This window comes from Pseudomonas inefficax, from assembly GCF_900277125.1.
Lineage (GTDB): Bacteria > Pseudomonadota > Gammaproteobacteria > Pseudomonadales > Pseudomonadaceae > Aquipseudomonas > Aquipseudomonas inefficax.
In genome coordinates this window covers 44270-69344 of sequence record NZ_OPYN01000060.1, presented here as the reverse complement: position 1 = coordinate 69344, position 25075 = coordinate 44270, and the positions used below count along the sequence as shown (strand labels likewise).

General features: G+C 63.3%; 20 protein-coding genes. 7 read left to right on the top strand and 13 right to left on the bottom strand.

What is annotated here, in order from left to right:
* A partial coding sequence (locus tag JV551A3_RS06385; RefSeq protein ID WP_235874547.1) for a GTP-binding protein occupies nt 1-246 on the bottom strand: 246 nt, incomplete at its 3' end.
* 560 nt (nt 247-806) lie between these two features.
* Between JV551A3_RS06385 and JV551A3_RS06380 the strand changes: the two genes are divergently transcribed.
* Genes JV551A3_RS06380 through JV551A3_RS06365 form a run of 4 tightly spaced genes read left to right on the top strand, consistent with a single transcriptional unit; the run spans nt 807 to nt 4252 of the window.
* Nucleotides 807-1520, top strand: coding sequence for an ABC transporter permease (locus JV551A3_RS06380; protein WP_133970422.1), 714 nt, complete (start codon nt 807-809; stop codon nt 1518-1520).
* Between the two features lie 13 nt (nt 1521-1533).
* The gene (locus tag JV551A3_RS06375; RefSeq protein ID WP_133970423.1) at nt 1534-2448 is read left to right on the top strand and encodes a glycine betaine ABC transporter substrate-binding protein; all 915 of its coding nucleotides are present in this window, start codon (nt 1534-1536) and stop codon (nt 2446-2448) included.
* Entirely contained in the window at nt 2445-3098 is a 654-nt protein-coding gene (locus tag JV551A3_RS06370) for an ABC transporter permease (protein WP_133970424.1), read from the top strand. Before JV551A3_RS06375 ends, JV551A3_RS06370 begins: the two co-directional genes overlap by 4 nt.
* Nucleotides 3095-4252, top strand: a complete 1158-nt coding sequence (locus JV551A3_RS06365) for an osmoprotectant ABC transporter ATP-binding protein OsmV (protein WP_133970425.1) — start codon at nt 3095-3097, stop codon at nt 4250-4252. Before JV551A3_RS06370 ends, JV551A3_RS06365 begins: the two co-directional genes overlap by 4 nt.
* Nucleotides 4253-4390: 138 nt before the next feature.
* Here JV551A3_RS06365 and JV551A3_RS06360 read toward each other — a convergent pair whose 3' ends face one another.
* The 3 genes from JV551A3_RS06360 to JV551A3_RS06350 all read right to left on the bottom strand — a co-directional run bounded on the left by JV551A3_RS06360 (nt 4391) and on the right by JV551A3_RS06350 (nt 8408).
* Nucleotides 4391-6820: a TonB-dependent siderophore receptor gene (locus JV551A3_RS06360; protein ID WP_133970426.1), complete on the bottom strand. Its 2430-nt coding sequence runs from the start codon at nt 6818-6820 to the stop codon at nt 4391-4393.
* Nucleotides 6821-6927: 107 nt separating this feature from the next.
* A complete protein-coding gene (locus JV551A3_RS06355) occupies nt 6928-7890 on the bottom strand; it encodes a FecR family protein (protein WP_133970427.1) in 963 nt (320 codons plus the stop codon).
* A 20-nt stretch (nt 7891-7910) separates the two neighbouring features.
* Nucleotides 7911-8408 carry a sigma-70 family RNA polymerase sigma factor gene (locus tag JV551A3_RS06350; protein ID WP_133970428.1) on the bottom strand — a complete coding sequence of 166 codons (498 nt, stop codon included), beginning with the start codon at nt 8406-8408 and terminating at the stop codon, nt 7911-7913.
* Between the two features lie 493 nt (nt 8409-8901).
* Here JV551A3_RS06350 and JV551A3_RS06340 point away from each other — a divergent pair, with 493 nt between their 5' ends.
* On the top strand, nt 8902-10065 hold the full coding sequence (locus JV551A3_RS06340) for a type III PLP-dependent enzyme (RefSeq protein WP_043208127.1): 1164 nt from the start codon (nt 8902-8904) through the stop codon (nt 10063-10065).
* A 157-nt stretch (nt 10066-10222) separates the two neighbouring features.
* Here the strand turns inward: JV551A3_RS06340 and JV551A3_RS06335 are convergent, their stop codons facing one another.
* Nucleotides 10223-10972: a tetratricopeptide repeat protein gene (locus JV551A3_RS06335; protein WP_133970430.1), complete on the bottom strand. Its 750-nt coding sequence runs from the start codon at nt 10970-10972 to the stop codon at nt 10223-10225.
* Between the two features lie 3 nt (nt 10973-10975).
* Nucleotides 10976-11656 carry a Fe2+-dependent dioxygenase gene (locus JV551A3_RS06330; protein ID WP_133978441.1) on the bottom strand — a complete coding sequence of 227 codons (681 nt, stop codon included), beginning with the start codon at nt 11654-11656 and terminating at the stop codon, nt 10976-10978.
* Between the two features lie 220 nt (nt 11657-11876).
* On the opposite strand from JV551A3_RS06330, the gene JV551A3_RS06325 reads away from it, so the two are divergent.
* The gene (locus tag JV551A3_RS06325) at nt 11877-14150 is read left to right on the top strand and encodes a TonB-dependent receptor (RefSeq protein WP_133970432.1); all 2274 of its coding nucleotides are present in this window, start codon (nt 11877-11879) and stop codon (nt 14148-14150) included.
* A 257-nt stretch (nt 14151-14407) separates the two neighbouring features.
* Complete coding sequence (locus JV551A3_RS06315) at nt 14408-16963, top strand: PepSY domain-containing protein (RefSeq protein WP_133970433.1); 2556 nt, start codon at nt 14408-14410, stop codon at nt 16961-16963.
* 130 nt (nt 16964-17093) lie between these two features.
* Here JV551A3_RS06315 and JV551A3_RS06310 read toward each other — a convergent pair whose 3' ends face one another.
* The 7 genes from JV551A3_RS06310 to ispG all read right to left on the bottom strand — a co-directional run bounded on the left by JV551A3_RS06310 (nt 17094) and on the right by ispG (nt 25075).
* Entirely contained in the window at nt 17094-17885 is a 792-nt protein-coding gene (locus tag JV551A3_RS06310; RefSeq protein WP_133970434.1) for an amidohydrolase, read from the bottom strand.
* Nucleotides 17873-19021, bottom strand: a complete 1149-nt coding sequence (locus JV551A3_RS06305; protein ID WP_133970435.1) for a pyridoxal phosphate-dependent aminotransferase — start codon at nt 19019-19021, stop codon at nt 17873-17875. Before JV551A3_RS06305 ends, JV551A3_RS06310 begins: the two co-directional genes overlap by 13 nt.
* 227 nt (nt 19022-19248) lie before the next feature.
* Nucleotides 19249-20712: a ribosome biogenesis GTPase Der gene (der, locus tag JV551A3_RS06300; protein WP_114167747.1), complete on the bottom strand. Its 1464-nt coding sequence runs from the start codon at nt 20710-20712 to the stop codon at nt 19249-19251.
* 117 nt (nt 20713-20829) lie between these two features.
* The gene (gene bamB / locus JV551A3_RS06295; protein WP_133970436.1) at nt 20830-21972 is read right to left on the bottom strand and encodes an outer membrane protein assembly factor BamB; all 1143 of its coding nucleotides are present in this window, start codon (nt 21970-21972) and stop codon (nt 20830-20832) included.
* Nucleotides 21973-22611 carry a tetratricopeptide repeat protein gene (locus JV551A3_RS06290; RefSeq protein ID WP_133970437.1) on the bottom strand — a complete coding sequence of 213 codons (639 nt, stop codon included), beginning with the start codon at nt 22609-22611 and terminating at the stop codon, nt 21973-21975.
* Between the two features lie 39 nt (nt 22612-22650).
* Nucleotides 22651-23940 (bottom strand): histidine--tRNA ligase, encoded by a 1290-nt coding sequence (hisS, locus tag JV551A3_RS06285; protein WP_133970438.1) that lies wholly within the window; start codon nt 23938-23940, stop codon nt 22651-22653.
* Between the two features lie 25 nt (nt 23941-23965).
* Complete coding sequence (gene ispG, locus JV551A3_RS06280) at nt 23966-25075, bottom strand: flavodoxin-dependent (E)-4-hydroxy-3-methylbut-2-enyl-diphosphate synthase (RefSeq protein ID WP_003257869.1); 1110 nt, start codon at nt 25073-25075, stop codon at nt 23966-23968.

The window sequence follows — 25075 nt, the reverse complement described above, 5'->3', positions numbered from 1 at the left end:
GATCATGTGCTCGCGGTACGGGAACTGCATCACCGAGGTGGTGATGGAGATGCCGCGCTGTTTCTCCATTTCCATCCAGTCGGAGGTGGCGTGGCGGTCGGACTTGCGCGACTTCACGGTACCGGCGACGGCAATGGCCTTGCCCATCAGCAACAGCTTCTCGGTGATGGTGGTCTTACCGGCGTCGGGGTGGGAAATGATTGCGAAAGTGCGGCGCTTCGCGACTTCGGCGGCCTGGTTGGTCATGGGAAATCGCCTGACTTGGGGGATTAAAAAGGGGCGATATCATACCTGAAGTTGGGCCCGGGACCAAAACCTGAGGAATGCGTGGTGCCTGTACCGGCCCTTTCGCGGGTAAACCCGCTCCCACAGGTACTGCACAGGTATCGGATGCGGTGCGGTCACTGTGGGAGCGGGTTTACCCGCGAAAGGGCCCGTCCACACACCACAAGTTCGCCAGGCAATCGCTTTATCACGACAAATGGCCACAGGGCAGTTGTTTCAACGTCTACAGCGCATCAACCTACTGTTTTTTCTCGTCAAATTTCCACAAGGGCAGTGATTAACGCTGGCCAAATGCCGCCCCAGATGGGAACCTTTACGCCCACGGAGACGTCCACTCCCCTGCAACCCGCTTCGGTTGGGGAGCTGGTTTCATCAGCATTTTCGGGCCCGACGGGGTTCGGCTCATGGCCTGATCGCAGCCTTCGGCGTGCGTCACGCTGCTACTCGCGAACACACCACCCGCCGCCAGGACTGGCCGGCAACCAAGAAGTGTGCTCGCCGACTAAACAAGGAGTCCGCCTGTGGCTAAACGCTACGGAAAAGGGCTGTTGGGATGGGCCGCCGTGCTCGTCATCCTGGCCCTGCTGGTCCATTGGATCGGCATCGACACGATCGCCCGTTATCGCGACGATCTTGGGTTCTACCTGCAAGCGCACCTGGTACTGGTGCTGGCTTCGATGGCGGCGGCGCTGGCCGTGGGCATCCCCGCCGGCATTGCCTTGAGTCGACCGCACCGGGTCGACAAGGCCGAGCGTTTCATGCAGTTCTTCAACGTTGGTAACACCATCCCTCCCCTGGCCGTTCTGGCCATCGCCCTGAGTATCCTGGGCATCGGCGCCGGGCCCGCGATCTTCGCGCTGTTCCTCGCCTCCCTCCTGCCCATCGTGCGCAACACCTACGAGGGCCTGAAAAACGTCCCCGCCTCGCTCAAGGAAGCCGCCACCGGCATAGGCATGACCCCGCGCCAGCAATTGTGGCAAGTGGAATTGCCCAACGCCGTGCCGATCATCGTTGGCGGTGTGCGCGTTGCCCTGGCGCTGAACGTCGGCACCGCACCACTGGCGTTCCTGATTGGCGCCAACAGCCTGGGCAGCCTGATCTTCCCCGGCATCGCCCTGAACAACCAGCCACAGCTGCTGCTGGGGGCCGCCTGCACCGCCCTGCTGGCACTGGCGCTGGACGCGGCGGTGAGTTTCTCCAGCAAGCGCTGGCTGGAACGTGGCCTGGCCCAATAAAGATAGGGAACGTATGAACAAGAGAATCGCCTTGCTGCTGGGCGCGGCCCTGCTGTTCGCAGGATTTGCCCAGGCAGCGGACAAACCGCTGATCCGCATCGGCGCGCGGGTGTTCACCGAACAGACCGTACTCGCCGAAATCACCGCCCAATACCTGCGCGCCAATGGCTATGACGTGCGCGTCACCACCGGCCTTGGCAGCAATATCGCGCGCCAGGCCCAGGAAACCGGCCAGCTCGACCTGATGTGGGAATACACCGGCGTGTCGCTGGTGTCGTACAACCATATCGACGAGCGCATGCCCAGTGCCGAGGCCACCTTCGCCAGGGTGAAGGCGCTGGATGCGAAGAAGGACCTGATCTGGCTGACCCCGTCGAAGTTCAGCAACACTTACGCGCTGGGCCTGCCCAAACAAGTGGCCGAGGCCTATCCACAGGTCAACACCATCAGCGACCTCAACGAGGTACTGCAAGCCGAAAGCCAGCACACCCACCTGGTGGCGCTGGATACCGAGTTCGCCAACCGCCCCGATGGCCTGGTCGGCCTGCGCGAGATGTATGGCCTGCCACTGGACCGCCGCAACATCCGCCAGATGGACGGTGGCCTGGTGTACACCGCGATGCGCAACAACCAGGTGTTCGCCGGGCTGGTGTACACCACCGACGGCCGCCTGAACGCCTTCGACCTCAAGCTGCTGGAGGACGACAAGCACTACTTCCCTGACTACACCGCCGCGCCGGTGGTGCGCAAAGCCGTGCTCGACGCCAACCCGCAGCTGGCCGGCCTGCTCAAGCCACTGGCCGAGCAGCTGGATGACGCAACCATGCGCCAGCTCAACGCCAAGGTCGATGTCGAGCACCAGAACCCGACTGCCGTGGCCGCCACCTTCCTGCGTGAGCACCCACTGAACAGCGAGGGCCAGCCATGAACCTGATCGAAACCTTCAACCACCTGGACTGGGCCCAGGTGCTGCAACTGACCTGGCAGCACATCATGCTGGTGGGCGTCGCCGTGGGCCTGGCGATTCTGGTCGGGGTGCCGCTGGGCATCCTCATGACCCGTTTCCCGGCATTTGCCGGCCCGTTGCAGGCTAGCGCCACCGTGCTGCTGACCATCCCGTCCATCGCCCTGTTCGGCCTGCTGCTGCCGTTCTACTCCAGGTTCGGCCAAGGGCTTGGCCCACTACCCGCGATAACCGCGGTGTTCCTGTATTCGCTGCTGCCGATCATGCGCAACACCTACCTGGCCCTGACCAACGTCGAGCCCGGCATCCGTGAAGCCGCGCGCGGCATCGGCATGACCTTCGGCCAGCGCCTGCGCATGGTCGAACTGCCCATCGCCGTGCCGGTGATACTTGCCGGCGTGCGCACCGCCGTGGTGATGAACATCGGCGTGATGACCATCGCCGCTACCATCGGCGCCGGCGGCCTGGGCGTACTCATCCTCACCTCCATCAGCCGCAGCGACATGTCGATGCTGCTGGTCGGCGCCGTGCTGGTCAGCCTGCTGGCGATCATCGCCGACCTGCTCCTGCAAACCCTGCAACGTGCCCTGACTCCAGAAGGACTGCGCTCATGATCGAACTGAAGAACCTCAGCAAAACCTTCAACGTCAACGGCAAGGACGTCAAAGCCGTGGACTCGGTAAGCCTCACCGTCAACGAAGGGGAAATTTGCGTGTTCCTTGGCCCCTCGGGCTGCGGCAAGAGCACTACCCTGAAAATGATCAACCGCCTGATCACCCCCACTTCTGGCCAGGTGTTCATCAATGGCGAAGACACCACCGGGCTGGACGAAGTCACCCTGCGCCGGCATATCGGCTATGTCATCCAGCAGATCGGCCTGTTCCCCAACATGACCATCGAGGAGAACATCACCGTGGTGCCGCGCCTGCTCGGCTGGGACAAACAGAAGTGCCATGAGCGCGCCCGCGAGCTGATGCACATGATCAAGCTGGAGCCCAAGCAGTACCTGCAGCGTTACCCGCGCGAGCTGTCCGGTGGCCAGCAGCAGCGCATCGGCGTGATCCGCGCCTTGGCGGCAGAAGCGCCGGTGCTGCTGATGGACGAGCCGTTCGGTGCGGTCGACCCGATCAACCGCGAGATGATCCAGAACGAGTTCTTCGAGATGCAGCGGGCCTTGAACAAGACCGTGATCATGGTCAGCCACGACATCGACGAAGCGATCAAGCTGGGCGACAAGATCGCCATCTTCCGTGCCGGCAAGCTGTTGCAGCTGGACCACCCGGACACCTTGCTGGCGCACCCGGCAGATGAGTTCGTCAGCAACTTCGTCGGCCAGGACAGCACCCTCAAGCGCCTGCTGCTGGTGCGTGCGGAGGATGCGGCGGACAACGCGCCATCGGTGAGCCCGCAGACGCCAGTGAGCGATGCGCTGGAGCTGCTGGACGAGCACGACCGCCGCTACGTGGTGGTGACCGATGCGCAGAACAAGGCGCTGGGCTACGTGCGCCGGCGCGATATGCATCGCCAGCAAGGGACCTGTGGCGACTTCCTGCGACCATTCAACGCCACGGCGGCGCATGATGAGCATTTGCGCATCCTGTTGTCGCGGATGTACGAGTTCAACCGGGCGTGGCTGCCGGTGCTGGATGCCGAGCAAGTGTTTTTGGGCGAGGTGACGCAGGAGTCGATTGCGGCGTACCTGAGCTCGGGGCGTTCGCGCGGGGCAAAGACCTGCATTGTCTCGCCGGCCGAGGCGGTGGTTTCTTAATCCCTGGGGGCGCTGTGCGCCCCTTTCGCGACACAAGGCCGCTCCCACAAGTACAGCATCAGCCTCGGGCTTGGCGCGGTACCTGTGGGAGCGGCCTTGTGTCGCGATGGGCCGCACAGCGGCCCCGGCGATCTCGGCTCAGAACCCTACACTGGCCTGCACATAGAAGGTGCGCGGCTCACCCACATAGATGCCGGCATTGTTGTCGCTGGAGCGGGTGAAGTACTGCTTGTCGAACAGGTTCTTCACCCCCGCCGCCAGCTTCAGGTTGGACATCTGCGGCCCGAACTCATACCCGCCGCGGGCATGCCAGGTCACATAACCCGGGATATCGCCAAACTGCCCATCCGCACTCGGCTCGGTGATGTAGTCACCGTTGAAACTGCCATCGGCATTGATCCCGGTACCCGGTGCACGCTGCTTGGATTGGGCGTAGGCATCCAGGTTCCAGGTCCAGTGGTTGACCGCGTAACGCACGCCGGCAGTGGCCACCTGGCGTGAATAGAACGGCAGGTCACGGCCCTTGAAGCCAGGAATGTCCCCTTCATAAGTAGCGCGGGTATAGGTATAGCCGCCGCTCACCGACAGCCCTTCCAGGCGCGGGTCCAGCCCGTCCAGGTCGTAGCGCACCGAGGCCTCGATACCCTGGTGCTTGGTGGCACCGAGGTTGGTCCAGCCCACATCATTGCTGATGTACTGCAGTTCGTCATCGAAGTCGATGTAGAACGCCGTCAGCTCACCAGCAAAGCCGCCATTGTCATAGCGGGTACCGATCTCGTAGGTCTTGGCCTTTTCCGGCTCCAGGCCATTGGCCGTGCTGTTGCCAGTACCACCCTGGCCCAGCTGGAAATACTGCAGGCTGCCGAACGAGGTCTCGTAGTTAGCGAACACCTTCCACGCATCGGAGATGTGATACATCACGCTAAGCGCCGGTAGCGGCTCGTTGCTGGTGATGCTGCGCTTCTTCTCCGGCACTGGCTTGCCGTTGGCGCCGAGCACCGGGCGGTCACGCCAGTCGGTGTTGATGTGCTCGAAGCGGATACCCGGGGTGATGGTCCAGTTACCCACGTCGATCTTGTCGTCGATGTAGTAGGCGCTGGCCTCGGTACCACCGCTTCGGTCCTGGAACACATGGCCATCGGAGGTCGGGGTCGGCGTGGGCACGTTGTCGATCAGCGCCAGGCGGGTCGACTGCTCACGCATCGCTTCCTTCAGGTAGCGGTAGCCCACGCTGACTTCCTGGGTGGTCGGGCCGGCGAAGAAGATCCGCGACAGCCGTGGTTCGATGGCGAAGGTGTGGTAGTTGCGCGGGTACGAAGACAGGGTCTTCATGTCGCGCGAGGCAATGGAGCTGCCGCGGAAGCTGTCGGTGTAGTAGGTCAGCACTTCGAACTGGGTAGCGTCGTCGAGCTGCCGCTGCCACTTGAACGACACGTCCTTGCGCCGGCCGGCGAAGTAGTCGTAGTCGCGCAGCGACTGGTACGGGTTGCTGTCGTACTGCGCCTGGGTCAGGCCGCCGGGCATGTCGGCACGGCCGTCGTAGTAGTGGAAGTTGAGCCAGAACTCGTCAACGTCGGTCGGCGCCCAGTGGGTCTTGAGGATGACATCGTCGATGTCGTTGCCGTTGTTGCTTTCACGGTAGCCGTTGCCATTCACCCCGGTGTACAGCAGCGCCACGCCCATGCCGTTGTCCGCCGTGCCGCCGACGAAGGCCGACTCGGTGTGTTTCCAGCCACCATGCTGGGAGGTTTCCAGGGTGGTGGACAGCTCGGCCGAGGCCTTCTCCGGGATCGCCCGGGTAACGAAGTTGATCACCCCGCCGACGTTCTGCGGGCCATAGCGCACGGAGCCGGCGCCACGCACCACATCGATACTGTCGAGGTTGCCCGAGGAAATCGGCGCCATCGACAGCTGCGGCTGGCCATAGGGCGCGAAAGCGGCGGGGATGCCGTCGATCAGCACCGTGGAGCGTGGCGACAGGCGCGAAGTCAGACCGCGAACGCCCACGTTCAGCGACAGGTCGCTGCCGCCGGTGCCGTTGGAATCCTGCACCTGCACGCCCGGGATACCGCGCAGCACGTCGCGCACGTTCATTGCGCCCTTCTCCACCATCGCCTCGCGGCGCACTACGGTACGCGCGCCGGGGTGGTTCTGCACAACGCTCTGCTGGGCATCGCCCAGCCAGTCACCCACGACCTTGATGTCGGTGGGTGCCAGCTCCAGGCTGCCGGTGGTGAGGGTGCCATCGGCCTGGGCCGGCTTGACTACCACGGCGCCCTGGGACATTTCGTAGGTCAGGCCGCTGCCTTGCAGCAACTGCTGTAGCGCCTGTTCGGGCGCCAGTTGGCCGGATACCGCCGGGGCCTGCTTGCCGGCCACCAGCTCGGGGCTGAAGAACAGCTGCAGGTTGGTCTGCTGGCCGAGCTGGTTCAGCGCTGATGCCAACGGTTGGGCCTGGATCTGGATGGTGCTGCCGGCTTCTGCAGCCTGGCTGTTGACAGCCGCGGCGCTGACCGCCAGGGCCAGCGCCAGGGCGCGGAAGCGTGGGAAGGGCTTGTTGTTGTTCACGTCGTCGAACTTCCTGGAATACCGAATAAATGCCAACCGCATGCAAATGGAAATGCTTGGCAGTTGCAGCTGGCGAGGAAGACGAACGAACGGAAAAAAACCTGAATCTATTTCGCGATTATTTCGCGCGAGCCATCTTCATGGGCCTTGATGGCCACCGGCAGGATGCTCGGCAAGGCGCGCAGCAGCGCGTCGGTGTCGTCGGTACTGAAGGTGCTGGACAGCCGCAACTGCGCGACTTTGCCGGGGGCGACCCGCAGCGGCTGGCTGCGGTAGCGCGAAACCTCGGCCACCACCTCGGCCAGGGTGGCGTCGTCGAACACCAGCCTGCCTTTGCGCCAGGCAGTCAGGGCAGCGGTATTCACCGCATAGGGCGCGGCCACCTGGCCTTGTGCATCTATATGCGAGCCCTGGCCCGCCGTGAGTTGCGCCAGCGAGGCGCCCTTACCCTGCACACGCACCGAGCCCTGCTCCACTGCCACGCGGGTGCTGGCCGGGTCCAGGCGGACGTCGAAACGGGTCCCGGTGACAGTCACGCTCCCTTGGGCAGTGTCGACCACGAACGGCCGGCCACTGTCGTGGGCGACGGTAAACATCACCTCACCCGCAATCAGCCGGACATGCCGCTGGCCGGCGCTGAAAGCCACCTGCACTTGCGTGCTGCCGTTGAGTTCAAGGTGCGAACCGTCCGGCAGTTCGACCTGGCGGCGTTCGTTGAAGGCGGTCTGCAAGCTGCCCTGGTGATTCAGTTGCTGGTAGTGCCAGCCCCCCCAGCCCAGGCCCAACGCCAGTACGGCCACGCTGGCAGCCAGGGCCTGGCGCACGAAGCGCCGACGTGGCAACTGGCGTACCGGGGCCGGCTGGCACAGCGCTTCGAGGCGCTGGCGCGGGATGAAGCCGGCGGCCTGCCAAAGGCGAGCGAGCCGCTGGTACTCTTCACGGTGCCGTGCATCACCTTCCATCCAGGCGTGCAACTGCGCCTGCAGCCCGGCATCGCGAGGCGCATCCTGCACCCGGGCGAACCACATGGCCGCCTGCTCGCGGACGGTATCGGTACCGTGCTGTTTCATCGAAAAGGTCTCCTGACTCATCATGCCGACACATCCAGGTGCTCACGCAGATGCCGGAGCGTGCGGATCATATACTTTTCGACCATGTTCTTGCTCAGCCCCATGCGCTCGGCAATCTCGGCCTGGGTCAGGCCTTCGAGCTTCTGCCAGATGAACACTTGTCGGCAATTGAGCGGCAACTCCGCCAGCGCCCGCTCGACGCAGTCGGCCAGTTCCAGGGCATGCATGTAGGCCTCCGGGTCACCATGGCCGGCCACGCCTTCGTCGAAGGCTTCCAGCTCCAAGGCTTGGCGACGGTCCTCGCGACGGAAACCATCCACGGCAATATTGCGTGCGGTCTGATGCAGGTAGGCGCGTGGCTGTTCGACCTGCTCGCGCGGGTTTTCCAGTACCCGGACAAAGGCATCGTGGGTGAGGTCCTCGGCCTGCTGTCGACTGCGCAATTTGCGCGTCCAGGTGCCGATCAGCTCATGGTAGTGGTCGAGGAAGCCTTTGGGTCCGGACACGGTCGGGGTCATCAGGGAGGCAGACAAGGGTGCGAATAGTAATGTTTCTCATCAAACACGGCAATTCCGCCAGTCGGTAACAAAAAATTTATCGTCTTTTTCATGCACGGCAGTGCCAGGGAATGTGGCCATAAATATGAACACCTGAGGCCTTTTCGCGGGTAAACCCGCTCCCACAGCAATAGCAGAAACCCTGTGGGAGCGGGCGTGCCCGCGAAGGGGCCAACGCGGTCCATTCCACAATTTTTTACGCTTGAAACACTGCGGGGAACATCAGCCGGTCACACGAGTCGGTTATTCAAATGGCTGGTCGTCGATCCACGCCGATCAGGCCCGGATTACCTGTTGATTCTGCATTCTTCACGCCCTAAAGTGCGCGCCGAACGTCCATGCTGGAAACGATCCATCCGGCTCAAGTACTGAGTAGGCGAACCAAAGTGGGGATACGGAGGACGTTCAGTTTGCAGCCACTTAAATTTTCAGTTTGCCCATGGAGTCCCTGAGCATGTCGATCCAGGTCGAAGACTATTTCGCGCGTGACACCTTCCAGAAGATGAAGGCGTTTGCCGACAAGCAGGAAACCCCGTTCGTACTCATCGATACCCAGATGATCAGCCAGGCCTATGATGACCTGCGTGCGGGCTTCGAGTTCGCCAAGGTGTACTACGCGGTCAAGGCCAACCCGGCCGTCGAAATCATCGACCTGCTCAAAGAGAAAGGTTCGAGCTTCGACATCGCCTCGATCTACGAGCTGGACAAGGTGCTGGGCCGCGGCGTGACTGCCGACCGCATCAGCTACGGCAACACCATCAAGAAGTCCAAGGACATCCGCTACTTCTACGAGAAAGGCGTGCGCCTGTACGCCACCGACTCGGAAGCCGACCTGCGCAACATCGCCAAGGCCGCCCCGGGCTCGAAAGTGTACGTGCGCATCCTCACCGAAGGCTCCACCACCGCCGACTGGCCGCTGTCGCGTAAATTCGGCTGCCAGACCGACATGGCCATGGACCTGCTGATCCTCGCCCGCGACCTGGGCCTGGTGCCTTACGGCATCTCCTTCCACGTGGGCTCGCAGCAGCGCGACATCAGCGTGTGGGACGCAGCCATCGCCAAGGTCAAGGTGATCTTCGAGCGCCTGAAGGAAGAAGACGGCATCGAACTGAAGCTGATCAACATGGGTGGCGGCTTCCCGGCCAACTACATCACCCGTACCAACAGCCTGGAAACCTACGCTGAAGAGATCATCCGCTTCCTGAAGGAAGACTTCGGTGACGACCTGCCGGAAATCATCCTCGAGCCGGGCCGTTCGCTGATTGCCAACGCCGGTATCCTGGTCAGCGAAGTGGTACTGGTCGCACGCAAGTCGCGTACCGCCGTCGAGCGCTGGATCTACACCGACGTGGGCAAGTTCTCCGGCCTGATCGAAACCATGGACGAGTCCATCAAGTTCCCGATCTGGACCGAGAAGAAAGGCGAGACCGAAGAAGTGGTCATCGCCGGCCCGACCTGCGACAGCGCCGACATCATGTACGAGCACTACAAGTATGGCCTGCCGCTGAACCTGGCCATCGGCGACCGCCTGTACTGGCTGTCGACCGGTGCCTACACCACCAGCTACAGCGCAGTGGAATTCAACGGCTTCCCGCCGCTGAAAGCCTACTACCTGTAATGCACGACGGGGCCGCAAGGCCCCGTTTTCATTTGTGTGCTGTCAGTTCCGGCCTCTTCGCGGGTAAACCCGCTCCCACAGGTATTGCACAGGTTTCGGAACCTGTGAGGACCCTGTGGGAGCGGGTTTACCCGCGAAAGGGCCAGCACAGGCGACCTCAAGCTCCGCGCCGTTCGATCTCGTCGGCATACCGCGCCGCAAAGGCCATCAACACCGGCCCCGCGCCCTGCAAGGTCACCAGTGCCGCGCGCAGGAAATTCATGTTCCCCTCTACCCGTGCTTTTTCCAGCCAAGGCGCGGCTTCCGCCACCTGCCCACGCTCGACCAGCACCAGCCCCAGGCTGAACATGCCACGAAAATCCCCCGCCTCGGCCGAACGCCGATACCAGCGCACCGCCCGAGCCGGGCTGGGCGCCGTGGCGATACCCTGCTCCAGGTAACGCCCATACAGGTTCATCGACTTGGCATGCCCCATGTGCGCGGCCTTCTCGTAACACATCAATGCCTGTGCCTGGTTGGCCGGTAGCCCACGCCCGGTGGCGAACAGGTTGCCCAGGTTGTAGAGCCCCCAGTCCAACCCGGCATCGGCTGCCTGGGCATAGTGGATGGCGGCCTGCGAAAGGTCTGCACTGCCACCCCAGCCATGCTCCAGGCAACGCCCCAGCATGTTGTGCGCCATTGCATTACCGCCCTGGGCGGCAATGCCGAACCAGCGCCGTGCCACGCTGGCGTCCGCTTCGATGCCACGCCCGTCGAGGAGGATCTGCCCCAACAGCAATTGTGCCTCGACCGCGCCCTGCCCCGCCGCAGCCAGGATCGCCTGGGCGGCCTTGCCAGGGCTTTCTTCCAGCATGGCCTGCAAACCGGCCACATCCACCACTTCTTCACGCCGTAACTGATAGGACACGGCTCAGACCTCGGCCCAGCGGCGCAGCAGGTTGTGGTAGGTGCCGGTCAGTTGCAGCAGTGATGGGTGATCCGGCACATCGGCAGTCAGTTGCTGGATGGCATTGTCCATCTCGAACAGCAACGCCCGCTGGCTGTCCTCGCGTACCAGGCTCTGGGTCCAGAAGAACGCAGCGTAACGCTGGCCACGGGTCACCGGGTTGACCTTGTGCAGGCTGGTGCCGGGGTAAAGCACCAGGTCACCGGCAGCCAGCTTGACCTGCTGCACACCATAGGTGTCCTGGATCACCAGCTCGCCGCCGTCGTAGCTGTCCGGATCGCTGAGGAACAGCGTTGAGGACAGGTCGGTACGCACTCGCTCCGGGCTGCCCTTGGGCTGGCGCAGGGCGTTGTCGATGTGGAAGCCGAAATTGCCGCCTTCGCGGTAGCAGTTGATCAGCGGCGGGAACACCTTGTGCGGCAAGGCTGCAGACATGAAGCGCGGGTTTTGCCACAGGCGGTCGATCAGCGCACTGCCGATTTCCTTGGCCAGCGGGTGGCCTTCGGCCAACTGCAGGTTGTGCTTGGCCTTGGCCGACTGGTAGCCGGCCGTGACCTTGCCGTCGGCCCAGTCGGCCTGCTCCAGCGCCTCGCGGATACGGGCCAGTTCATCGGCGTCGAACAGGCCAGGGATGTGAAGCAGCATGGCGGCACTACCATTGGAAAGTGAAAGGCGCCAATGATATTGATTCCCTTTTGCGCTACACAAGCCCTGTTCGCCGCTTAAGACGTTTCAGCTTGATGAAACCGTAAAGGCAAATTGTAAAGATTGTAAATTCTTCACGAATGGTAACGACTCTCAATTGTGAGTCACAATTGCTTACATTAAGATCCGCGGCCTTAACACCTTGGGGAAGGCCTTAGCAATGCGCCAGTACGTACCATCTGCAGTGAGCTCACCACGCCTGATCGTCTCCGCCATCGGCGTTGCCCTCAGCGCCTCGTCGGCCTACGCCGCCGACCCGGCCGCCAGCAGCGCGATCACCCTCGATGCCACCAGTGTCAACGGCAAGGCTGAACAGGCCAGCACCGATTACAAGGTCGACAAGGCCTCCTCGCAGAAGTACACCGCGCCGCTGGTAGACACCCCGCGCTCGATTACCGTGATCCCGCAGCAAGTGATCAAGGACACCAGTGCCCTGACCCTGCAGGATGCACTGCGCACCGTGCCGGGCATCACCATGGGTGCCGGCGAAGGTGGCAACCCGTCCGGCGATCGCCCATTCATTCGTGGCTTCGACAGCCAGAGCTCGATGTACCTGGACGGCGTGCGCGATACCGGTTCGCAAACCCGCGAAATCTTCGCCATCGAGTCGGTGGAAGTGGCCAAGGGCCCGAATTCCTCAATCGCAGGTCGTGGCGCTGCCGGTGGCACCATCAACATGGTCAGCAAGCGTGCGCACCTTGGCAACTCGCTTGACGGCGCCTGGACCTGGGGCAGCGATCAGACCCAGCGCTACACCCTGGATGGCAACTACCAGTTCAGCGACAGTGTCGCCGGCCGCCTGAACCTGATGACCCACCAAAGCAACGTCGCCGGCCGCGATGAGGTCAACTACGACCGTTGGGGCGTAGCGCCTTCGCTGGTGTTCGGTCTGGGCACCGATACTCGCGTGAGCCTTGACTACTACCACGTGGAAAGCGACGACCTGCCGGATTCGGGTATTCCCTACAGCCTGCGCTCCGGCAGCTCGGCCGCTCGTACCTCGGCCAACCCGGACAAGCCGACCCACGGCGGTGGCAGCAGCAGCAACTACTACGGCCTGGTCGGCCGCGATTTCTCCAAGAGCCGCGCAGATATCTCGACCATCAGCATCGAGCACGACCTGAACGATTCGCTGACCGTCAAGAACACCCTGCGCCATGGCAATACGCTGCAGGACTACATCTACAGCCAGCCAGACGACAGCAAGGGCAACATCCTCAACGGTGAAGTCTGGCGTCGCCCGAACAATCGTGTAGCCAACACCCGCACGACCACCAATCAGACCGACCTGTATGGCGATTTCTACGTAGGTGGCATGAAGAACAGCTTCTCCACCGGTATCGAACTCAGCCGGGAAACCTCGGTGAAGACGGGTTATGACGTCACCGGTTTCGGCGCCGGCAACTGCTCGAGCGCAACAGGCCAGATCTCCGGCGTCTGCACCTCGTTCCCGAACCCCAACCCGCATGAAGAGTGGGACGGCACCATCAGCCGCACCGAAGCCGGTGCCGATACCTCTGGCAACACGCGCGCCATCTACTTCACCGACACGCTGGAGCTTGACCCGGCCTGGTTGTTGACCATGGGCCTGCGTTACGACCACTTCGACACCAAGGTCAAGACCAAAGCGGCCAACGGTTCTACAAGCTTCAAGACCGAAGACACCAGTGAGTTCGTCACTGGCCAGCTGGGCCTGACCTGGAAGCCTGCCGAGAACGGCAGCATCTATGTGTCCTATGCCACCTCCGCCACCCCGCCTGGCGCCTCGCTCGGCGAAGGTTCCGACGGCAATGCGCTAGTCACGGCCACCACTACCAGCGAGCTGAAGCCGGAAAAAACCACCAACTACGAAATCGGTACCAAGTGGGACCTGCTCGACGAACGCCTGGCGTTGACCGCAGCCATTTTCCGCACCGAGAAGGAAGACGCTCGTGTACTAGTGGATAACAACACCTACCAGAACATTGGCAAGACCCGTGTCGATGGCCTGGAGCTCAGCGCCAGCGGCAAGCTGACCGACGCCTGGCAAGTCTTCGCCGGCTACACCTACCTGGATGCCAAGCTTGTCGACGGCGGCGCGCAGCGGGTCGGCACGGTGTTCATCGATGGTTACAACGATGGCAACCAGCTGCCTAACACGCCGAACCACAGCCTGACCCTGTGGACCACCTACAACGTCACGCCGAAGCTGACCATTGGTGGCGGTGCCTTCTACGTCGATGAAGTGTTCGGCAACACCACCAACAGCGTGATGGTCGACTCGTACTGGCGCTACGACGCCATGGCCAGCTACAAGCTGACCAAGCACATCGACCTGCAGTTGAACGTGCAGAACCTCACCAACGAGGTCTACTACGACAAGGCCTACAGTGGGCACTACGCCAACCAGGCCGCCGGGCGGACTGCACTGTTGACCACCAGCTTCCACTTCTGATGCCGGGATGGGGTTGATCTGTTGAATGGGCTGCGCCTGTGCCGGCCCTTTCGCGGGTGAACCCGCTCCCACAGGTACTCCACTGGCCTCAGGTCCAGTGATATCTCTGTGGGAGCGGGTTCACCCGCGAAGAGGCCGGTACAGACAACACAAGCCTGACTGACTAGCCCGCCCCGTTCATTCCCGTGAGCGGGGCGTTTGCGTATCAAGGCATAATGCACGCCGCGCGGTATGCGGCAGAAACACAAGGTGATCATGTGGTGAAGAAGACGCTGTTCCAATTGCACTGGTTCTTTGGCATCACCGCTGGCCTGGTGCTGGCCTTGATGGGCATCACCGGGGCCTTGTACTCGTTTCAGGAAGAACTGCTGCGCGCGCTGAATGCCGATGTCCTGAAGGTCCAGGTGCGCCCGGAGGGCGTGCTGCGGCCGGCCGAGCTGGTCCAGCGAGTCGAGGCCCAGCAACACGACAAGGTGGCGATGCTGTGGGTCGATGTACGCGAAGGCAACGCCGCACGGGTCGCCTTCACCCCGCCACCGGGCGAGCGCCGCGGCCAGCTGCGCTTTGCCGACCCCTATACCGGCGAGCTAAAGGGTGAAGTGGCCGGGCAAGGCTTCTTCAACCTCATGCTCAACCTGCACCGCTTCCTGGCCATGGGCGACACCGGCCGGCAGATCACCGGTGCCTGCACCCTGATGCTGGTGTTCTTCTGCCTCTCCGGCCTGTACCTGCGCTGGCCACGCAAGGCGCTGGACTGGCGCACCTGGCTGACCTTCGACTGGGCCAAGAAAGGCCGTGCCTTCAACTGGGACCTGCACGCCGTGGCCGGCACCTGGTGCCTGATGTTCTACCTGCTGTTCGCCCTGACCGGGCTGTTCTGGTCCTACGAATGGTATCGCGAAGGCTTGAACAAGCTGCTTGCCGACACGCCGGCCGCCGGCCAGCAGCAGAAGCGCGGTGAAGGCCGTGGCCGCCACGGGCCGCAGAAAATCGACAAGAACGCCCCACCGCTGGTGGTCGACTATGACGCAATCTGGGCCAACCTCAAGGACGCTGCAGGCCCGAGCCTGGCCATGTACAACCTGCGCCTGCCGCCGGTAGGCGGCCAGCCGGCCAACCTGTTCTACCTGCTGGACAACGCCGACCACCCACGTGCGTTCAACACCCTGGTGCTGGACCCGGCCAGCGGCCAGGTGAAAAGACATGACCGCTACACCGACAAATCCTTCAAGGCCCAGCTGCTGCAGAGCGTCTACGCCCTGCATGTCGGCGAATACTTCGGCCTGCCGGGGCGCATCATCGTCACCATCGCCAGCCTGACCATGCCGCTGTTCTTCGTCACCGGCTGGCTGCTGTACCTCGACCGCCGCCGCAAGAAGCGCCAGGTACGCGCCGCCCGTGGCAACGTTGCCAACAACACTGCCAGCGGCGATAGCTGGCTGATTGGCTTCGCCAGCCAGAGCGGCCTTGCCGAACAACTGGCCTGGCAGAGCGCCGGCCAGCTGCAGGCGGCGGGCCTGCCGGTGCAAGTGCGCGCCCTGGCTGAACTGGGTGAAAACGACCTGCGTCAGGCCCGCCGTGCGCTGTTCGTGGTCAGCACCTTCGGCGACGGCGAAGCCCCCGACAGTGCCCGCGCCTTCGAGCGCAAAGTACTGGGCCAGCCTTGGGCGCTGAACAACCTCAGCTATGCCCTGCTTGCCCTCGGTGACCGCCAGTACCCGCACTTCTGCGGCTTCGCCCGCCGCTTGCAGGCATGGCTGGGCGAGCGTGGCGCCAGCAGTGCGTTCAGCGCGGTGGAGGTGGACAATGCCGACCAGGCCGCCCTGCAGCAGTGGCAGCAGGAACTGGCGCAACTGACCGGCGCACAGCCGGTGGCCGCCTGGCAGGCACCGGTCTTTGGCAACTGGTCGCTGGTGCGCCGCGAACTGCTCAACCCAGGAAGCCAAGGCCAGCCGGTGTACCTGCTGGGCCTGCGACCGGAACAGCCCGCCAGCTGGGAAGCCGGCGACCTGGTGGAGATCCTGCCGCTCAACGGCCAGGCGAGGATCGACGCCTTCCTCGATGGCATGGCGCTGGACGCCGGGGCCAAGGTGCAAGTGAATGGCCTGGGTGAAACCCTCGCCCAGGCCCTGGCCGGCCGCCAGTTGCCGGCCCGCCGCGACCACCTGATCGGCTTGCAGCCACAAGCACTGATCGACGCACTGGTACCGATCGGCAGCCGCGAGTACTCGATCGCCTCGATCGCCAGCGATGGCGTGCTGGAGTTGATCGTGCGCCAGGAGCGCCATGCCGACGGCAATCTGGGCCTGGGCTCCGGCTGGCTGACTGAGTACCTGCCGCTGAATGGCATGCTGAGCCTGCGCTTGCGGCGCAATAGCAGCTTCCACCTGCCGGAAAGCGCAGCTCCCATGATCTTGATCGGCAACGGCACCGGCCTGGCCGGCCTGCGCAGCCTACTCCGGGCACGGGTGAATGCTGGCGAGCAGCGTAACTGGTTGCTGTACGGCGAACGTAACCGGGCGCATGACCTGCTGTGTGGTGACGAGCTGCAAGGCTGGCTGGACAGCGGCGACCTGGCCCGGCTGGACCTGGCGTTTTCGCGGGATCAGGCCGACAAGGTGTATGTGCAGGATGTGTTGCTGCAGCAGGCTGGGGAACTCAAGCGCTGGGTCGCGGAAGGCGCCTGTGTGTATGTCTGCGGCAGCCTGCAAGGGATGGCGGCTGGGGTGGACGCGGCGCTCAACGGCATCCTAGGGGAGGCCGCTGTGCAGCAGCTGATCGAGGATGGGCGGTATCGGCGGGATGTGTACTGATTCATAACTGATGCAGGCCCGCACCGGCCTCTTCGCGGGTAAACCCGCTCCCACAGGTATTGCACAGGTTTCGGAATCTGTGAGGACCTTGTGGGAGCGGGTTTACCCGCGAAGAGGCCGGTACTGGCTATCAGTGCAATTCGAAGGTATCGGCATCCAGGTTGGCCGGGAATTTAGCACGGTATGCCGCCAGCTCCGCCGCACTCAATACCGCGGTGAACACCCCGTCGGCCTCCCCGGCACTGAGCAGGCTCTCGCCCTGGAAGTCCAGCACCTGGCTGTCGCCGGAATAGGCAAAGCCCTTGCCGTCGGTGCCCACCCGGTTGACCGCCGCCACATAGCACAGGTTCTCGATACCCCGCGCCGGCAACAGGCGGTTCCAGTGCTGGCGGCGCGCAGCCGGCCAGTTGGCAGTGTACAGCAACAGGTCGGTGTCCTGGGCATCGCGGCTCCACACCGGGAAGCGCAGGTCGTAACAGATCAGCGGACGAATCCGCCAGCCCTTGAGCTCGAACTGCACCTGGCGCTCGCCCGGGGTGTAATGCTTGTGCTCACCGGCCATGCGGAACAGGTGACGCTTGTCGTAGTGCAGAATCTCGCCGTCCGGGCGGGCCCACAGCAGGCGGTTGCGGTGACTGCCATCGGCGGCCTGGATGATCACGCTGCCGGTAATCACCGTGTCGTACTTCTTCGCCTGGGCCTTCAGCCATTTGTAGGTCGGGCCATTCTCCGGCTCGGCCAGGCTTTCGGACTGCATCGAGAAGCCGGTGGTGAACATTTCCGGCAAAATCACCAGGTCCACATTACCCACCTGCTCCAGCAGCACCTCGAAGTGCGCATGGTTGGCCTCGCGGTCGTGCCAGGCCAGGGTGGTCTGCACCAGGGCCACTTTCAGGTTCGGCAGTTCACTCAGATCGCGCATAGTCTTTCCGCTGCCTGACGCAGCGTCTCCTCTCGTTTGGCAAAGCACAGGCGGACCAGGCGTTGCTCGGGGATGGATTGCTGGTAGAACACCGACACCGGGATGGTCGCCACGCCGTGCTCACGGGTCAGCCACAGCGACATGTCGACATCATTCAGGTCCGGGCGGATCTGCGAATAGTCCACCAGCTGGAAATAGGTACCCGCCGTGCGGGAGAAACGGAAACGCGAGCCCTCCAGCAAGCCGCAGAACAAGTCTCGCTTGGCCTGGTAGAAGGCCGGCAGCTCATCGACATGCTCGGGGTGCTCGGCCATGAAATCGGCCAGCGCGCATTGCAGCGGGGTTACACCGCAGAAGTTGACGTACTGGTGCACCTTGCGCAGCTCGGCACTCAGCGCCGAAGGGGCGATCACGTAGCCGGTCTTCCAGCCGGTGACGTGATAAGTCTTGCCGAACGAGCTGACCACGAAGGCGCGTTGATACAGTTGCTCGTGGGCCAACACGCTGGCATGGCGTACACCGTCGTAGACCAGGTGTTCATACACTTCATCGCTGACCAGGTAGATATCGCGGTCAGCGATAAGCCGGGCCAATTGGTCGAGGTCGTCACGGGTAATCAGCGCACCGCTGGGGTTGTGCGGCGAATTGAGGATGACCATGCGCGTGCGCGGGCTGAGGGCATCGCTGAACTTCTGCCAGTCGATGCGGAAATCGCCATCGCTCAGTTGTACATGCACGCAGCGGCCACCAGCCAGCTCCACGGACGGCTCGTAACTGTCGTAGCAAGGGTCGAAGACGATTACCTCGTCACCAGCATGCACCACCGCCTGGATGGCGCAGAAGATCGCTTCGGTGGCGCCAGGGGTGATGGTCACTTCCTGGTCGGCATCCACCTGCGCGCCATACAGCCGCGCGACCTTGGCCGCCACCTGCTGGCGCAGGGCCGGCAAGCCGGTCATCGGCGAATACTGGTTATGCCCGGCGGCCACATGCCGCCCAACTGCATCGAGCAGCGCCTGCGGGCCGTTGAAGTCGGGGAAACCTTGCGAAAGGTTGAGCGCGCCTGTCTGCACGGCGAGCTGGGACATGGTGGTGAAGATGGTCGTGCCGACGTTCGGCAGTTTGCTGCGGATCATGGAGCCCTCTTTCCTGGGGTGTATCCGGCACGGGGTGGAGTCCGAGCATAGCGGATCGAGCGGTCAGGAAAAAGGTTGAAACAATAGGGGGATTTGCGCTGGATCAAAGGGCCTCTTCGCGGGCTTGCCCGCTCCCACAGGTACTGCACAGAATTCGAGAACTGTGTGGGACCTGTGGGAGCGGGCTCATCGAGGCGTCGAACCGCCACGAAGAAGCCGACGCGGAATCAGCGCTTGTCGCGGCGCTTCTTCTCGGCCTTCTTGTGGTGCGACATCAGGCGGCGCTTCTTGTTGACCTGGCGGTCGGTGAGGGTGTTCTTCTTGCCCTCGTACGGGTTCTCACCGCCCTTGTACTCGATGCGAATCGGCGTACCGACCAGCTTCAACACGCGCCGGTAGGTGTTCTCCAGGTAACGCGAGTACGACTTCGGAATCTTGTCGGTCTGGTTGCCGTGAATCACGATCAGCGGCGGGTTTGCACCACCAAGGTGGGCATAGCGCAGCTTGATGCGGCGGCCGTTGACCAGCGGTGGCTGGTGCTCGCTCACGGCATCTTCGAGGATCTGCGTCAGGCGGCTGGTCGGCCAGCGGGTCACCGCCGACTTGAACGCGGCCTGCACCGACTTGTACAGGTTGCCCACGCCAGTGCCATGCAGGGCGGAGATGAAGTGGATGTCGGCGAAGTCGACGAAGAACAACCGGCGCTCCAGCTCGGTCTTCACGTAGTCGCGCTCGCCCGGCTGCATGCCATCCCACTTGTTCAAAGCGATGACGATGGCACGGCCAGCCTCCAGGGCGAAGCCCAGCAGGTTCAGGTCGTGGTCCACCACGCCTTCGCGGGCGTCCATGACGAAGATCACCACGTTGGCGTCCTTGATCGCCTGCAGCGTCTTCACTACCGAGAACTTCTCGACTTCCTCATGGATCTTGCCGCGCTTGCGCACACCTGCGGTGTCGATGAAGGTGTACTTCTCGTCATCGCGCTCGAACGGAATGTAGATACTGTCGCGGGTGGTACCCGGCTGGTCGTACACCACCACGCGCTCTTCGCCGAGCATGCGGTTTACCAGCGTCGACTTGCCGACGTTGGGACGGCCGATGATAGCGATCTTGATGCCATCCTTCTCGCTCGGGCCCGGGATACGCACCGCTTCTTCGCCTTCGGCGACTTCGGCGTCCAGCGCTTCCTCGACCTGGTCACGCGGGATGTGGCCAAGCACGGCTTCCATCAGCGCGTTGATGCCACGGCCCTGGGAACCAGCCACCGGAATGGCGTTGCCCATGCCCAGCGGCGAGAACTCGGCGCGGGCGACGTCAGCATCGATGTTGTCGATCTTGTTGGCAACCAGGATCGCTTCCTTGTTCCGCTTGCGCAGGTGTTCGGCGATCATCTGGTCGGCAGCGGTCATGCCGGCGCGGGCATCGACCAGGAACAGCACATAGTCGGCTTCTTCGATGGCCATGAGCGACTGCTCGGCCATTTTCTCGTCCATGCCCACTTCGTCACCGGTGATACCGCCGGTGTCGATCAGGATGAAGGAACGACCCTGCCAGCTGGCATCACCGTACTGGCGGTCACGGGTCAGGCCCGACAGGTCACCGACGATGGCATCGCGGGTCTTGGTCAGGCGGTTGAACATGGTGGATTTGCCGACGTTCGGGCGGCCCACCAGGGCGATTACGGGAACCATTCGGCTCTCCACTCTTGAATTCTTGAAAATGCAAAGGCCGCTGCAAGGCAGCGGCCGGAGTTCGGGCGGCGTGTCCTACGCCGCGGCTTGAAGCCCGCCAAGGCTTCAAGCATAGCTTCAGCGGATGGTCAGTGCCTCGAGCTTGCCGCTGTTGCCGAAGACGTAGATGGTGTCGCCGACCACAAGTGGACGGGCACGCAGGCCATCACTGTCGATACGCTCACGGCCGACGAAGCGGCCATCGACCTGGCTCAGCAGGTGCAGGTAACCCTCGAAATCACCCACCGCCACGTAGCTGGAGAACACTTCAGGTGCGGTCAGCTGGCGGCGAGCCATGGTGTCATTGGTCCACAGGGCGCTGGACGAGCGCTCGTCGACGCTTTCGACAGTACCGGAAGCTTCGCTGACGTAGACGTTGCCGTAGCCCTGGGCGACACCCACGTAGCTGGAGGCATCACGCTGCCACAGCACGCGGCCGCTTTCCAGGTCCAGGCCCGCGACGCGGCCCTGGTAGGTGCTGACGTACAGGGTACCACCCGACAGCAGCAGGCCGCCGTCGATATCGACCACACGGTCCAGCTCGGAACGGCCCTGCGGAATCGCCACGCGGCTTTCCCACACCGGCACGCCGTTGTTGATGTCCACCGCCACCACCTTGCCGGTGGACAGGCCGGCGACGGCCAGGCGGTTGGTGGCAATCGGCGCGCCGGTGCCACGCAGGGTCAGCACGGCCGGGGTGTTTTCGTAGATCCAGCGGCGGTCGCCAGTGGCGGCATCCAGGCCGATCAGGCGATCGTCCTGGGTCTGCACCACCACCACCTCACCGTTGTTGGCCGGCGGGGCCAGCACTTCGCTGGTCACGCGGGAGCGCCAGCGCTCCTCACCGGTGCTGGAGTCCAGCGCGATGACTTCACCCTTGAGGGTGCCGATCATGACCAGGCCGTAGCCCACGCCGACAGCGCCGGACACCGGCAGCTCCAGGTCCTGCTTCCACACCACGTCGCCGGTGATGCGGTCGAGGGCAAAGACTTCGCCGTTGACGTCGGAGGCGTAGATACGGTCATTCTCGATGGCCGGTACCAGGGTGTTGTAGGTCTCGCCCTGGCCGTCACCGATCGAACGGCTCCACTGCTTCTTCAGCACCACTTCCTCGGTGAACTTGGTCAGCTCGGCCGGGGGCAGTTCCTTCTTGCTGTTGCTGCTGCAACCTGCGGCCAGTACGGCCAGGGTCAGCACTGCTGCATGTTTCCAACCGATCACTTACGCGTCCCCTTTGGCCAAGTCATCCAGCTTCAATTGCAGGCCACCGACCGCCGCCTCATCGGACAACGCAGCCTTGGCTTTCTCGTAAGCGCTGTGCGCGTCGTCGGCGCGGCCCAGTTGCACCAGCAGGTCACCTTTCAACTCTTCGCGGCTGGCCAGGAAGGCTTTTTCGGCGTCGCCGTCGAGCAGCTTGAGAGCGTCCTCGGCCTTGTTCTGGGCAGCCAGCACACGAGCCAGGCGCTGACGCGAAATTTCACCCAGGGTGGCATCGGCCGGCTTGTCCAGCACGCTCTTCAGCTCGGCAGCAGCGTCGTCGAGCTTGCCGCTCTCGACCGCGACCTTGGCCACGAACAGGCTGCCGTACTGGGCGTAGGCGGTACCGCCGAACTCGCTCTTGAGCTTGCCGGCCAGTTCCGCGACCTTGGTCGCGTCAGGCTGGCCGGTCGGCGTCAGGCTGGTTTCCAGCAAGGCCTGGTACAGCTGCGAGGCACCTTGCGACTGATTGTTCTGGTACTTGTGCCAGGTATTCCAGCCCAACACCACCACGCCAGCCAGCAGGGCACCGGTCAGCAGCGGCTTGCCGTTGCGGTTCCACCAGTCCTTGACCCCTGCCAGTTCATCATCGGTACTCGACACCCCAATACTCCTTTTCGCCTATTCGCTTGTTGAACCGCGTTACGCCTGCGCGATCGCGGTTTCCAGGTGCTCTGCCAGAGCATCCCAGGCAATGTTCTGTTGTTCACCCTGACCACGCAGGGGCTTGAAGCCGATTTCTTGCTTGGCCAGCTCGTCGTCACCGAGGATCAGTGCGAACAGCGCGCCGCTCTTGTCGGCTTTCTTGAACTGGCTCTTGAAGCTGCCACCACCGGCGTTGACTGCCAGGCGCAGACCCGGCAAACGGTCGCGCAGTCCTTCGGACAGGCGCAGGCCGGCCAGCTCCGCCTGTTCGCCAAAGGCGCACAGGTAGACGTCGATCTGGCGGCTGATGGACTCGGGCACCTTGCCCAGGGTTTCCAGCAGCAGGATCAGGCGCTCGATGCCCATGGCGAAACCGACGCCCGGGGTCGGCTTGCCGCCCATCTGCTCGACCAGGCCGTCGTAACGGCCGCCGGCGCAGACGGTGCCCTGGGCGCCGAGCTTGTCGGTGACCCACTCGAACACGGTCTTGCTGTAGTAGTCCAGGCCGCGCACCAGCTTGGTGTTGATCACGAACGGGATGCCGGCAGCATCCAGGCGGGCCTTGAGGCCCTCGAAGTGCACGCGCGACTCTTCGTCCAGGTAGTCTTCCAGCTTCGGCGCACCGACCAGCACCGCCTGGGTGTTCTGGTCCTTGCTGTCGAGGATGCGCAGCGGGTTGCTCTTCAGGCGGCGCTGGCTGTCTTCGTCCAGTTGCTCCAGGCGCGCCGAGAGGAACTCGACCAGCGCGTCACGGTAGCGTGCACGGGCTTCGCTGGTGCCCAGGCTGTTGAGCTCCAGCTTGACCGCATCCTGGATGCCCAGCAGGCCCCACAGGCGCCAGGTCAGCATGATCAGCTCGGCGTCGATGTCCGGGCCGTCCAGGTTGAACACTTCCACGCCGATCTGGTGGAACTGGCGGTATCGGCCCTTTTGCGGGCGTTCGTGGCGGAACATCTGGCCGATGTACCACAGTTTCTGCACCTGGCCGTTGCCGGTGATGCCATGCTCGAGCACGGCACGCACGCAGGCGGCGGTGCCTTCGGGGCGCAGGGTCAGCGAATCGCCGTTGCGGTCCTCGAAGGTGTACATCTCTTTTTCGACGATGTCGGTCACTTCACCGATGGAGCGCTTGAACAGCTCGGTGAACTCGACGATCGGCGTGCGGATCTGGCTGTACCCGTAGGAGTCCAGCAGGGCGGCCACGGTGCCTTCGAAGTAGCGCCACAGCGGCGACTGTTCTGGCAGGATGTCGTTCATGCCACGGATGGCTTGCAGCGATTTGCTCACGAAAAGTCCTTACGAATTCTGTGTGTCAGCCACGGACGATCAGCGCCGCGTCGGCTTCGGCCTTTTCGGCCGCTTTCTGGCGGATGAGCTTTTCCAGCTCGTCGACCAGGTTGTCGTTGGTCAGTTTCTGTGCCGGCTTGCCATCGATGTAAATCAAGTTCGGCGTACCGCCAGTCAGGCCGACATGCGCTTCCTTGGCTTCACCCGGGCCGTTGACCACGCAACCGATCACCGCCACGTCCAGCGGCACCAGCAGGTCTTCCAGGCGCCCTTCCAGCTCGTTCATGGTCTTGACCACATCGAAGTTCTGCCGCGAGCAGCTCGGGCAGGCGATGAAGTTGATGCCGCGCGAGCGCAGGTGCAGCGACTTGAGGATGTCGTAGCCGACTTTCACTTCTTCGACCGGGTCGGCCGCCAGCGAGATACGAATGGTATCGCCAATGCCTTCGGCCAGCAGCATACCGAGGCCGACAGCGGATTTCACCGTCCCCGAACGCAAGCCACCGGCTTCGGTGATGCCCAGGTGCAGCGGCTGCACGATCTGCTTGGCCAGCAGGCGGTAGGCTTCGACGGCCATGAACACATCGGAGGCCTTGACGCTGACCTTGAAGTCCTGGAAGTCCAGGCGGTCGAGGTGCTCGACATGACGCAGGGCCGACTCGACCAGCGCCGCCGGGGTCGGTTCGCCGTACTTCTTCTGCAGGTCCTTTTCCAGGGAGCCGGCATTGACGCCGATACGGATCGGGATGCCGCGGTCACGGGCGGCATCGACCACCGCGCGCACACGGTCTTCACGGCCGATGTTGCCCGGGTTGATACGCAGGCAGTCGACGCCCAGTTCGGCCACACGCAGGGCGATCTTGTAGTCGAAGTGGATGTCGGCAACCAGCGGCACGCTGACCTGCTGCTTGATGCGGCCGAACGCCTCGGCGGCGTCCATGTCCGGTACCGAGACGCGCACGATGTCCACGCCGGCATCGACCAGGCGCTGGATTTGCGCCACGGTGGCGGCCACATCGTTGGTGTCGGTGTTGGTCATGCTCTGCACCGCGATGGGGGCATCACCACCCACCGGCACATTGCCGACCCAGATTTTGCGGGATTCGCGACGTTTGATCGGAGATTCGCCGTGCAT